Below are 12,012 nucleotides of genomic sequence, written 5' to 3'. Positions count from 1 at the left end.
GGCGGGAGCCCCGTCTCGGCCCGGCCCGCCCTCCTGCGTACCCAGGAGCCCGGGCGTCCGGTCCTAGCCGGCCGGCCGGGGCAGGACCGGTGGGCCGCCGAACCCCGCGGGCGGGCCGCCGTCCGCGTCCAGGCCCAGCAGCGTCCCGCCGAGCACGGCCACCGGGCTGCCGGGCGGCGTACCGGCCGCCGTCGCGCGGGGGTTGCCGTGCAGCCGCACGTCCTGCTCGGCGCGTTCGCGGGCCCTGCGGGCCTCGGCGTCGGCGGCCACCGGGTCCGCGGGCAGCAGCAGGTGCGCCCGGGCGAGCAGGGCCCGGGCGGGGGCGCCCACGGCTCCCCGGTGCGCGGTCACGAAGCCGTCGGCGCCCAGCACGGCGCTGCGCGCGACCAGTTCCGCCGCCGCCGGCAGCACACCGGCCCGCCCCGCCCCGGCGGGCGCGGTCGCCACCACGATCCGCCGCAGCGCCTCCAGCGGGTCGTACCGGCCGGACGTCAGCTCCGCGCGCACCGCGGCCAGGACGTGGTCGGCGTGCGTGACCCGGGCCCGCACCCCGACGACCGGCGCGCCCTCGGGGCCGAACCCGGCGGAGCCCGCCGCGGCCGGTCTCCCGGCGATCGGCCCGTCCGCCGGTCCGCCCGCCGGGACGGGGCGTCCGCCGTACACTTCGCCCGCCGCGGCCGCGCTGCCTCCGAACGGCTCCCCGGCCGGGAGCGGACGTCCTCCGTACGGTGCGCCCGCCGCGTCCCGCCGGGCCTGTGCGAGATCGCTCTCCGCGCCGGTGAGCGCGGTCGGGACCAGCCGGGCCGCGGCCGCCAGCTCCGCCGCGTACCGGTGGACGCCGTCCGCCAGTCCGCCGGCCTGGGCGAGGGCGACGCCTGCCGTGACCACCAGGGCCGCGGCCGCGGCGTCCCCGCCCGCGTCCGCCTCCCGGCGCGCCTCGTCGAGCCGGGAGGCCGCCAACTCCATGCGCTCCGCGGACAGTTCGAGATGTCCCAGTACCGGTGCCGCGGCCGCGGAGCCGTACCGTCCGGTGATCAGGTCCCGGGCCGCCTCCGCCGCCGCGATCCGCGCCGCCGGCTCCGCGCACCACGCCCGCGTGAACTCCAGCGCGCCGTCCGTGGCTCCGCCCGGGCCACGCAGCCGCGCGACGGCGTCCGCCTGCGCGTCCAGCAGGCGCCCCGCCTCCTCGCACCGCCCGGTGACGGCGGCCAGCGCCTCCCGCCGGGCCGCCGCGTCCCGCGGGACGCCGTTCCCGTCCTGCTGCCACAGCCGGAAGGCGGCCGCCAGCCCGGCACCCGCGTCCCGCACCGCGCGGGCCTGCGGGGCGACGGTCTCGGTGCCGAACCGGGCGGTGAGAAGGGCGAGTTCCTCCCGCGCCGCACGCACACGGTCGTCGGCGAGGACCAGTGCCCCGCGCGCCCACTCCTCCGGGTCCGGCGACGGCTGCCCCGTGGACGACGGCCTGCCTCCGCCCGGGGTGGTGCGCGTCCTCGCCCGCCGGGTGCGCCGGACGTAGGCGTATCCGGCCAGCGCGCCCGCCGTGCCCGCCGCCACCAGCGGCAGCACGAGGTCCGCGGTCGACGTCCCGTCCTGCGGCGCGGCGGCCGGTGCGGCGGACGGGACCCGTGGGGACGCAACCGCGGCCTCGCCGCCGGTCGTCATTGCAGGCAGCGCCAGCCACACGACCCCGGCCGCGCCGCCCAGCACGGCCCGCGCCGCCCGCACGAACCGCCGCGGGGCCGCGCGCCGCGGCCGGGCCGCCCGGAGCGGGGATGACGTCACCTTTCGGAGCGTAGGACCGCCCGGACAGGTGCGCGACCGGGCCGTGCCGGCGGTGCGACGGGCGGGACGGGGCGGCACACGAGGGGGCACGGGGATGGACCACGGCACCGGCACGACACCGGACGGCATACCCGACGGAGGTCCCGGTCGCGGCCCCGGATCCGGCACGGGGTCGGACTCCGGCACGGGCCCCGGCCCCGAGTCCGCCCCGCACACGGAACCCGCCCCCGGCGCGGGATCCGCCTCCGGCACGGAACCCGTCGCCGCGCCCCCCGGCGGACCCGGCACCCGTGACGTCCCCGACACCCCTCCCTCCCCTCGTGCCCGCCGGCTCCGCCTGGTCCGGCGGGTGTGCCTCGTGCTCGTGCTCGTGGTGCTGCTGCCCCTGCTCGCCGCCGGGACCGCGCTGCGGCTGAACTACGCGGGCGACCCCGGCGACGGCACGTACACGCGGGGCCGGGACGCCCTCTGGCTCGGGCACGCCTGGGTGGACGGGCGCAAGAAGGACGCGGACGTGGCGGCGCTGGCGCGGCGGCTGCGCGGGACCGGGATCCGCGACCTGTACGTGCACGCCGGTCCGCTGGAGCACGACGGCACGCTGCCCGCGTCCGCCCATGCGCGGGCCCCCTGGCTGGTCGCAGCGGTGCACCGTGCGCTGCCCGGCGTACGGGTGCAGGCGTGGCTCGGCGACAAGCTGGCCACCGAGAGCCCGGACGGACTGCACCTGGAACGGCCGGCCACCCGCGCGGCCGTGGTGCGCGCGGTCCGGCAGGTCCTCGCCGCCGGTTTCGACGGTGCCCACGTCGACCTGGAGCCGCTCCACTCCGGCGACCGCGACTACCTGGGCCTGCTCGACGCGCTGCACGCCGTGACCCGCGCTCGCGGTGTGCCCCTGTCCGTCGCCGCGCACCAGATCGACCCGCTGCCGGGGTTCCACTCCGTGTGGGGCACGCTGGTCCATCACCCCAAGTGGTGGTCGCAGGCGTACTTCGGCGAGGTCGCCCGCCGCGTCGACCAGATCGCGGTCATGTCGTACGACACCATGCAGCCGCTGGAGAGTCTGTACGGCGGCTACGTCGCCGAGCAGACCTCGCTCGCCCTGGAGGTCACCCCGCCCACCACCCGGCTGCTGATGGGCCTGCCCTTCTACCACGAGAACCGCTTCGGGCACCGCGGGGCGGCCGAGACCGTCCCGGCGGCCGTCCGCGGCGTCCGCCTCGGGCTGAGCCGCACCGACCCGGGCCGCCGTGCCTTCGGCGTCGCCCTCTACGTCGACTTCGCCGCCACCGAGGCGGACTGGGCGGCCTACCGCCGGGGCTGGACCGCCCAGGACTGACGCGCGGCCCCGTGCGGCCGGGCGCCCGGTCCGTACCCCCTGAGCCTCCCGGGTCCTACGACGGCCGGCGGCGGATCTTCGAGCCCAGCCACACCAGCGGGTCGTACGTCCGGTCCACCACCCGCTCCTTCATCGGGATCAGCGCGTTGTCGGTGATGCGGATGCCTTCGGGGCAGACCTCCGTGCAGCACTTGGTGATGTTGCAGTAGCCCAGGCCGTGCTCGTCCTGGGCCGTGCGCCTGCGGTCCAGGCCGGCCTCCTCGGCCGCGTCCAGCGGGTGCATGTCCAGCTCCGCCACCCGCATCAGGAAGCGCGGCCCGGCGAACGCGGTCTTGTTCTCCTCGTGGTCGCGCACGACGTGGCAGGTGTCCTGGCACAGGAAGCACTCGATGCACTTGCGGAACTCCTGCGAGCGGTCCACGTCCTCCTGGAGCATGCGGTACTCGCCGGGCGCCACGCCGGACGGCGGCACGAAGGCCGGGATCTCCCTCGCCTTCGTGTAGTTGAAGCCGACGTCCGTCACCAGGTCGCGGACCACCGGGAAGGCGCGCAGCGGTGTGACGGTGATCGTCTCCGTGCGGTCGAAGACCGACATGCGCGTCATGCACAGCAGCCGCGGCCGCCCGTTGATCTCGGCGGAGCACGAACCGCACTTGCCCGCCTTGCAGTTCCAGCGCACGGCCAGGTCCGGCGCCTGGGTGGCCTGGATGCGGTGGACGATGTCCAGCACCACCTCGCCGTCGTGGACCTCGACGGCGAAGTCCGCCAGGCCGCCGCCCTGCGCGTCACCCCGCCACACCTGGAAGCGGGCCTCGTAGCTGCTCACTCGTACAGCTCCTCTTCGGCGAGGTACTTGACCAGCTCCTCCTTCTCGAAGAGGGCGAGCAGGTCGGGGCGGACGGGGTCGGTGTTCTCCCGGGAGAGCGCGATGCGACCGCGCTCCGGGTCGGTCGCGGCCGGGTCGCCCGCCGGGTCGGCGAGCCAGCACAGCAGGTTGATGCGGCGCCATGCGCGGTCCATGGCCGGATGGTCCTCGCGGGTGTGCCCGCCGCGGGACTCGGTGCGCTCCAGCGCGGCCCGCGCCACGCACTCGCTGACCAGCAGCATGTTCCGCAGGTCCAGGGCGAGGTGCCAGCCGGGGTTGAACTGGCGGTGCCCCTCCACGCCGGCCCGCCGGGCCCGCGCCCGCAGCGCCGCCAGCCGCTCCAGCGCCTGCTCCATCTCCGCCTCCCGGCGGATGATGCCGACCAGGTCGTTCATGGTCTGCTGGAGCTCCTGGTGCAGGGTGTACGGGTTCTCCGGCGGGCCGCCGGCCGGTTCCCCGGCCTCCGCGGAGAACGGCCGCAGCGCCTCCGCGGCCGCCGCGTCGACCTGGACGTCGTCCACGGCCGGCCGGTCCGCGGAGGGCCCCGCCGCGTACGCGGCCGCGTGCCGGCCCGCCCGCCGCCCGAAGACCAGCAGGTCGGACAGCGAGTTGCCGCCGAGCCGGTTGGAGCCGTGCATGCCGCCGGCGACCTCGCCGGCCGCGAAGAGCCCCGGCACCCCGCGCGCCGCCGCCGTGTCCGAGTCGACCGCCACGCCGCCCATCACGTAGTGGCAGGTGGGACCGACCTCCATCGCCTCGGCGGTGATGTCGACGTCGGCCAGCTCCTTGAACTGGTGGTACATCGACGGCAGCCGCCGCCGGACCACCTCGGCCGGCATCCGCGTGGACACGTCGAGGAAGACCCCGCCGTGCGGGGAGCCGCGGCCCGCCTTCACCTCGGCGTTGATGGCGCGGGCCACCTCGTCGCGGGGGAGCAGCTCGGGCGGGCGCCGGTTGCGGTCCGGGTCGTCGTACCAGCGGTCGGCCTCCTCCTCCGTGGGGGCGTACTTCTCCCGGAACACGTCGGGGATGTAGTCGAACATGAAGCGGCGGCCCTCGGAGTTGCGCAGCACCCCGCCGTCGCCGCGCACCGACTCGGTGACGAGGATGCCCTTCACCGACGGCGGCCAGACCATGCCGGTCGGATGGAACTGCACGAACTCCATGTTCAGCAGCGGCGCCCCGGCGAGCAGGGCGAGCGCGTGACCGTCGCCGGTGTACTCCCAGGAGTTGGAGGTCACCTTGAACGACTTGCCGATCCCGCCGGTGGCGAGGACCACCGAGGGCGCCTGCAGGACGAAGAAGCGGCCGGACTCCCGCTCGTAGGCGAAGACCCCGCCGACCCGGCCCGCGCCGCCGGGGAAGGGCGGGTCCTGCAGGATCCGGGTGACCGTGCACTCCTGGAAGACCTTCAGCCGGGACTCGTGGTCGCCGGTCTCGCGGTGGTCCTCCTGCTGGAGCGAGACGATCTTCTGCTGGAGGGTCCGGATCAGCTCCAGGCCGGTGCGGTCGCCGACGTGCGCCAGGCGCGGGTACTCGTGCCCGCCGAAGTTGCGCTGCGCGATCCGGCCGTCGGCGGTGCGGTCGAAGAGGGCGCCCCAGGTCTCCAGCTCCCAGACCCGCTCCGGCGCCTCCTGCGCGTGCAGCTCGGCCATCCGCCACTGGTTGAGGAACTTGCCGCCGCGCAGCGTGTCGCGGAAGTGGACCTGCCAGCCGTCGTGCTCGTTGGCGTTGGCCATCGCCGCCGCGATGCCGCCCTCCGCCATCACCGTGTGCGCCTTGCCGAACAGGGACTTGCAGATCACCGCCGTGCGCGCCCCCCGCTCGCGCGCCTCGATCGCGGCACGCAGCCCGGCGCCGCCCGCGCCCACCACGACGACGTCCCACTCCTGCCGATCCACCACGGACATCAGAAGGCCTCACTCACCGGGAACTCACCAGAACTCGTCAGAAGAAGCGGGGTCAGAAGAAGCGGGGATCGTCGAGGACGCCGGACGCGAGCAGGTACACGTAGAAGTCGGCGAGCGCCACACTCACCAGGGACGCCCAGGCCAGCAGCATGTGGTGGGCGTTCATCCGGCCGATGAACTGCCACATCCGGTAGCGCACCGGATGCCGGGAGAAGTGCCGCAGCCGGCCGCCGACGATGTGCCGGCAGGAGTGGCAGGAGAGGGTGTACGACCAGATCAGCACGATGTTGACCAGGAAGACCACCGTGCCGAGCCCCATGTGGCCCCACGCGTGGTGCTCGTCGCGGAAGGACAGCACGGTGTCGTAGGTGAGCACGCCCGCGACCAGCAGCGCCGCGTAGAAGAAGTAGCGGTGCACGTTCTGCAGGATCAGCGGGAGGCGCGACTCTCCCGTGTACGTGCGGTGCGGCTCGGCGACCGCGCAGGCCGGCGGGGAGGCCCAGAAGCTGCGGTAGTAGGCCTTGCGGTAGTAGTAGCAGGTGAGCCGGAAGCCCAGCGGGAAGATCAGGATGATGATCGCCGGGGAGATCGCCCACCAGCTGCCGAAGAGGTCGGCGTTCGGGCCGCCCTGCATGGTCCGGCAGTTCTCCGCCAGGCAGGGCGAGTAGAACGGCGACACGTAGGGCGCCGCGTAGTAGTCCGCGTTCGCGAAGGCCCGCCAGGTCGAGTACGCGACGAAGGCGAGCAGGCCCGCCGCGGTGACGGCCGGGGCGAGCCACCAGCGGTCGGTGCGCAGGTGCCGGGCGGCGATCGCCGCGCGCCCGGGGGAGCGGACGCCGCCGCCCGGGGGACGGGGGTCGGTGTCGGGGGGTTCCGTACCAGTGGCCAAGGTCAGGACTCCGGTCGGGTCAGGGGGCGTGGCGGTCGCGGGCGCCGAGTCCCTCGTCGTCCGAGTCCGTCCACAGGGAGATGTCGTAGGGGTCGTCGGAGATGGTGACGAGCGCGGGCTGCTGCGTCCCGGCGGGCTTGTCGGACACCTCGCGCAGCAGGGCGACGCTCTCACGCAGATGATCGGCGTCGGTGCGCACCCGGCGCACCTCCAGGCCGCCACCGAGCTGCTGCTCGATCCGGCCCACCGAGCGCAGCAGGTCGTCCAGGCTGTGCTGGACCGATGCCAGGTCGTCGTGCACGGACATGACGTGACCTCACTTCCCACGGGCCACCGGGGCCCACGTGGCAACGTTCATGCGCCAGCGAGTGTTGCGCGTCACACCGGTCGGTGGGAAGGCGTGTGCAGCGATTGGCGGATTGCACACCCCGTGCGCGCGCCCGCATGCGCTCCGTAAGCGCCTCGGGCGCATTGCGCCGCACGGGTGGCCTTGCGCGCCCCCGCCGCCGTGTCGCCCGCGGCAGGCGAACCCTTTCCTCTTCAGTGGATCCGTAGATCTGATCAGCACCAAAATACTGCCAAACGTGATCAGAACCCACCCTTGTCCACCGGCGGGAGCGGCTCCCCGGAGGTAGCAGAGATGTCCCACGACGGTGTCGGACCTCGCGCGGTCAAGCGCTCGGTCGCCTTCCTGACCGCGGGCGCCCTCGCGGTGCCCCTCCTCGCCGGCTGCAGCTCCGACGAGGAGGTCAGCAAACCGCTGGCCGGGCCGGACGTCGCGCCGGCCGCCCGTAACCTGGTCGCGGACGGCGGGACCCTGCGGTGGGCCGTCGACGCGATGCCCGAGACCCTGAACACCTTCCAGGCGGACGCCGACGCCGGCACCACCCGGATCGCGCAGGCGGTGCTCCCGTCCATGTTCCGGCTGGACGCGAACGGCCGCCCGCAGCGCGACGCCGACTACCTCGAGACCGCCCGTGTCGTGCAGACCGAGCCCAAGCAGGTCGTGGTCTACCGCCTCAACCAGCGGGCCGTCTGGAGCGACGGCCGCGAGATCGGCGCCGCCGACTTCGCCGCCCAGTGGCGCGCCCTGTCCGGCAAGGACGCCGCCTACTGGACCGCCCGCAACGCCGGCTACGACCGCATCGAGAAGGTCGAACGGGGGGCGAACGACCTGGAGGTCCGGGTCACGTTCGGCCGCCCGTACGCCGACTGGAGGTCGCTCTTCTCGCCGCTGTACCCGAAGGACGTCACCGGCACCCCGGACACCTTCAACGACGGAGCCCGCAAGAAGCTCGCGGTCACCGCCGGCCCCTTCGCCGTGCAGAAGATCGACACCGCGGCCAAGGACGTCGTCCTCGCCCGCAACCCGCGCTGGTGGGGCCACCGCGCGAAGCTGTCCCAGATCGTGCTGCACACCGTGCCGCGCGACCAGCGCGCCACCGCCCTCGCCGCCGGCACCGTCGACGTCGCCGACGTCGACCCGGCGGAGGCCGACCGCATCACGTCCGCCGCCGCCCGGGGCGGATCCGCCTTCGGCGGCGCGGCCCGCGGCCGCACCGCGGCCAAGGCGCCGCGCTCCTGGGCGCTGGTGCACGGCACCGACGAGAAGGCCGCCCGGCGCGAACGCACCTCGCTCACCACCTACCTCCGCGAGCAGGAGCAGCTGCGCGACGTGCAGCTGCGCAAGTCGCTGGACCCCGCCTACACCCAGCTCGCCCTCAACGGCGCCGACGGCCCCCTCGCCGACGAGCGGGTGCGGCACGCGGTGGCCCGGGCCCTGGACCGCGGCGAGCTCGCCGCGCTGGCCCTCAAGCCCCTCGGCCTGCCCACGACCCCCGTCGGCAGCCACCTGGCGCTGTCCGGCCAGGACGCCTATGCCGACGGCAGCGGCGCGCTCGGCGGCCAGGACACCGAGCAGGCGCGGGCGCTGCTCGCGGACGCCGGCTGGGTGCCCGGCCCCGTCAAGGCGGAGAAGAAGGGCGACAAGGCGGCCGGCCCCACCGGCCACGCCGCCCACGACGCGTCCCCGGGCGGCAACGACGGCACGTACATCGTCGGCCGCGACGACAACGTCGAGGACAACAAGGTCGACGACAACAAGCCGCCGGCGCGTACCACCGGACTGGAGGGCGCGGACCGCGAGGCGAAGCCGGGCCGCCAGGAGGGCGCGGACGGTCACGCCGGGCAGGGCGGGGCGCAGCAGCTCGCCCAGGACGGCCGGCGGTACGCGCGGCAGCACCTCACGCAGGGCGGCGCCCCGGGCGCCTACGCCCCCAAGGGCACCGCCGCCCCGGCCGGGGCCGCCGGCCCGCTCGCCAAGGACGGCAAGCCGCTCACGCTCCGCTTCGTGCTCCCCTCCGGCCCCGGCTCGGAGACGCTGCGCAAGGTCGCCGACCGCATCTCCGCGATGCTGGGCAAGGTCGGCATCAGCACGGACATCACCAAGGTCCCCGACGCCGGCTACTTCAAGGACCACATCGCCGCCGGCCAGTACGACCTGGCGCTGTACTCGTGGCCGGCGTCCGCCTTCCCCGCGACCGACGCCCGGCCCATCTACGCCAAGCCGGTCCCGGCGGCCGACGGCTCGCTGAACGTCCAGCAGAACTACACCCGGGTCGGCACCGACCAGGTCGACCAGCTCTTCGACCAGGCGATCGCCACCCTGGACGAGGGCGAGATGCGCGGCCTGGTCCGCAAGGCCGACTCCCGGATCTGGGCGGAGGCCGGATCCATCCCCCTCTACCAGCGGCCGCAGCTCGTCGCGGTCCGCAAGAACCTCGCCAACGTCGGCGCCTTCGGCTTCCGGACGCCGGTGTACGAGGACATGGGCTTCCTCCGCAAGGGCGCGAAGCCGTCGCCCAGCCCCTCGGCCAGCCCGTCCTCCTGATCCGGACCGGACCGGCCCGGCCCCGCCGCCCCCGCCCGGCGTCCCGCGCGAGCACGTCACCGACGCGCCCCGGACGCCGGGCGGCGTCGTGTGCGCGCGGGACACCGGGCCTCTCCGGAGGGGCCCGACCGGGCCGCGGGGGCCGCCTCCGGCCGGGCCCCGTACCATGGGGTGAGGCCGTGGCACGTTCCGCCCGGCAGGGCCCGCGTATCACCGACGACGCGCCGGTCATCCTCACACTCCGGGAGTACGCCGCAATATGGCCGCGTCCACTACGCGTCACGACATCCGCAACGTCGCCATCGTCGCCCACGTCGACCACGGCAAGACCACCATCGTCGACGGCATGCTGAAGCAGGCCGGCGCCTTCGCCGCCCACCAGCTCGAGCAGGTCGACGACCGGGTCATGGACTCGAACGACCTGGAGCGTGAGAAGGGCATCACGATCCTCGCCAAGAACACGGCGGTGAAGTACCACCCCAAGGACGGCGAGGGCCCCATCACGATCAACATCATCGACACCCCCGGCCACGCCGACTTCGGCGGCGAGGTCGAGCGCGGTCTGTCGATGGTCGACGGAGTCGTGCTGCTCGTGGACGCCTCCGAGGGCCCGCTTCCGCAGACCCGCTTCGTGCTGCGCAAGGCGCTCCAGCAGCGCCTGCCCGTCATCCTGTGCATCAACAAGACGGACCGCCCGGACTCCCGCATCGACGAGGTCGTCAACGAGACGTACGACCTCTTCCTCGACCTGGACGCCGACGAGGAGCAGATCGAGTTCCCGATCGTCTACGCCTGCGGCCGCGACGGCATCGCCTCGCTGACCAAGCCGGACAACGGCACGGTGCCGGGCGACTCCACCAGCCTGGAGCCGTTCTTCTCCACGATCCTGGAGCACATCCCGGCCCCGACCTACGACGCCGAGGCCCCGCTGCAGGCCCACGTCACCAACCTGGACGCCGACAACTTCCTCGGCCGCATCGCGCTGCTCCGCGTGGAGCAGGGCGAGCTGCGCAAGGGCCAGACGGTCGCCTGGATCAAGCGCGACGGCACCATCGCCAACGTCCGCATCTCCGAGCTGATGATGACCGAGGCGCTCACCCGCAAGCCGGCCGAGAAGGCCGGCCCCGGTGACATCTGCGCCGTCGCGGGCATCCCGGACATCATGATCGGCGAGACCCTCGCCGACCCGGAGAACCCGGTCGCGCTGCCCCTGATCACGGTCGACGAGCCCGCGATCTCCATGACCATCGGCACCAACACCTCGCCGCTCGTCGGCCGCGGCGGCACCGGCAAGGGCGCCGACGCGAAGGCCGCGGTCAAGGACCGCAAGGTCACCGCCCGCCAGGTCAAGGACCGCCTCGACCGCGAGCTGATCGGCAACGTCTCGCTCCGCGTCCTGGAGACCGAGCGCCCCGACGCGTGGGAGGTGCAGGGCCGCGGTGAGCTGGCGCTGGCCATCCTCGTCGAGACCATGCGCCGGGAGGGCTACGAGCTCACCGTCGGAAAGCCCCAGGTGGTCACCAAGGAGGTCGACGGCAAGGTCTACGAGCCCGTCGAGCGGATGACCGTCGACGTGCCCGAGGAGCACATGGGCGCCGTCACGCAGCTCATGGGCGTCCGCAAGGGCCGGATGGACAACATGTCCAACCACGGCTCCGGCTGGGTCCGCATGGAGTTCGTCGTGCCCTCCCGCGGTCTCATCGGCTTCCGGACGGAGTTCCTGACCCAGACCCGCGGCACGGGTATCGGCCACTCCATCCACGAGGGCTTCGAGCCCTGGTTCGGCAACCTCCAGACCCGCAACAACGGCTCCCTGGTCGCCGACCGCTCCGGCGCCGTCACCGCCTTCGCGATGACGAACCTCCAGGAGCGCGGCGTCCTCTTCACGGATCCGGGCACCGAGGTGTACGAGGGCATGATCGTCGGTGAGAACTCCCGCTCCGACGACATGGACGTCAACATCACCAAGGAGAAGAAGCTCACCAACATGCGGTCGTCGTCGGCCGACTCGTTCGAGGCGATCGTCCCGCCGCGCAAGCTCTCCCTGGAGCAGTCCCTGGAGTTCTGCCGTGACGACGAGTGCGTCGAGGTGACCCCGGAGGCCGTCCGCATCCGCAAGGTCGTCCTCGACCAGCGTGACCGCGCCCGGACCGCGAGCCGCGCCAAGCACGGCTGACGTCCGGGGGCCGCGCCCCCGCCGCCCGCACGGGCCCGACCCGCAGGAATCCTGCCGGTCGGGCCCGTACGCATTTCGGGCGCATTCTCCGTAGAGGGTTTTCCCTAGAAACCGGTGACAGGTCGGTCTCGCCCGTCTTCAGGGCCGCAAACCGGCACTACAGT

The 12,012-nt window shown here is 74.1% G+C and carries 8 protein-coding genes; 3 read left to right on the top strand and 5 right to left on the bottom strand.

What is annotated here, in order from left to right:
* Positions 1-63: 63 nt before the first annotated feature.
* Positions 64-1,782, bottom strand: a complete 1,719-nt coding sequence (locus tag P3H78_RS05490; RefSeq protein ID WP_276107624.1) for a hypothetical protein — start codon at positions 1,780-1,782, stop codon at positions 64-66.
* A 94-nt stretch (positions 1,783-1,876) separates the two neighbouring features.
* On the opposite strand from P3H78_RS05490, the gene P3H78_RS05485 reads away from it, so the two are divergent.
* Positions 1,877-3,118 (top strand): glycoside hydrolase family 18 protein, encoded by a 1,242-nt coding sequence (locus P3H78_RS05485; protein ID WP_276107623.1) that lies wholly within the window; start codon positions 1,877-1,879, stop codon positions 3,116-3,118.
* A 55-nt stretch (positions 3,119-3,173) separates the two neighbouring features.
* Here P3H78_RS05485 and P3H78_RS05480 read toward each other — a convergent pair whose 3' ends face one another.
* The 4 genes from P3H78_RS05480 to P3H78_RS05465 are packed head-to-tail and all read right to left on the bottom strand — an operon-like array spanning position 3,174 to position 7,089.
* Positions 3,174-3,944, bottom strand: coding sequence for a succinate dehydrogenase/fumarate reductase iron-sulfur subunit (locus P3H78_RS05480; RefSeq protein ID WP_276107622.1), 771 nt, complete (start codon positions 3,942-3,944; stop codon positions 3,174-3,176).
* The gene (locus P3H78_RS05475) at positions 3,941-5,893 is read right to left on the bottom strand and encodes a fumarate reductase/succinate dehydrogenase flavoprotein subunit (RefSeq protein WP_276107621.1); all 1,953 of its coding nucleotides are present in this window, start codon (positions 5,891-5,893) and stop codon (positions 3,941-3,943) included. The genes P3H78_RS05480 and P3H78_RS05475 overlap by 4 nt, the downstream gene beginning before the upstream one ends.
* Before the next feature lie 52 nt (positions 5,894-5,945).
* Complete coding sequence (sdhC, locus tag P3H78_RS05470; protein WP_276107620.1) at positions 5,946-6,782, bottom strand: succinate dehydrogenase subunit SdhC; 837 nt, start codon at positions 6,780-6,782, stop codon at positions 5,946-5,948.
* Between the two features lie 19 nt (positions 6,783-6,801).
* The gene (locus P3H78_RS05465; RefSeq protein ID WP_276107619.1) at positions 6,802-7,089 is read right to left on the bottom strand and encodes an Rv0250c family protein; all 288 of its coding nucleotides are present in this window, start codon (positions 7,087-7,089) and stop codon (positions 6,802-6,804) included.
* Between the two features lie 333 nt (positions 7,090-7,422).
* Between P3H78_RS05465 and P3H78_RS05460 the strand changes: the two genes are divergently transcribed.
* Together P3H78_RS05460 and typA are read left to right on the top strand one after the other, a co-directional pair.
* Complete coding sequence (locus P3H78_RS05460; RefSeq protein ID WP_276107618.1) at positions 7,423-9,672, top strand: ABC transporter family substrate-binding protein; 2,250 nt, start codon at positions 7,423-7,425, stop codon at positions 9,670-9,672.
* 259 nt (positions 9,673-9,931) lie between these two features.
* On the top strand, positions 9,932-11,848 hold the full coding sequence (gene typA, locus P3H78_RS05455; RefSeq protein ID WP_276107617.1) for a translational GTPase TypA: 1,917 nt from the start codon (positions 9,932-9,934) through the stop codon (positions 11,846-11,848).
* The last annotated feature ends 164 nt before the right edge of the window (positions 11,849-12,012 follow it).

The sequence above is a fragment of the Streptomyces tropicalis genome, from assembly GCF_029269835.1.
Taxonomy (GTDB): domain Bacteria; phylum Actinomycetota; class Actinomycetes; order Streptomycetales; family Streptomycetaceae; genus Streptomyces; species Streptomyces tropicalis.
Note: the sequence above shows the minus strand (reverse complement) of the source record. Positions and strands in the feature narration are given on the sequence as shown.

Bases quoted from the DNA above. Each gene is read 5' to 3' on its own strand.
- typA (WP_276107617.1), top strand. From the start codon at position 9,932: ATGGCCGCGTCCACTACGCGTCACGACATCCGCAACGTCGCCATCGTC.
- P3H78_RS05460 (WP_276107618.1), top strand. From the start codon at position 7,423: ATGTCCCACGACGGTGTCGGACCTCGCGCGGTCAAGCGCTCGGTCGCC.
- P3H78_RS05485 (WP_276107623.1), top strand. From the start codon at position 1,877: ATGGACCACGGCACCGGCACGACACCGGACGGCATACCCGACGGAGGT.
- P3H78_RS05465 (WP_276107619.1), bottom strand. From the start codon at position 7,089: ATGTCCGTGCACGACGACCTGGCATCGGTCCAGCACAGCCTGGACGAC.
- P3H78_RS05475 (WP_276107621.1), bottom strand. From the start codon at position 5,893: ATGTCCGTGGTGGATCGGCAGGAGTGGGACGTCGTCGTGGTGGGCGCG.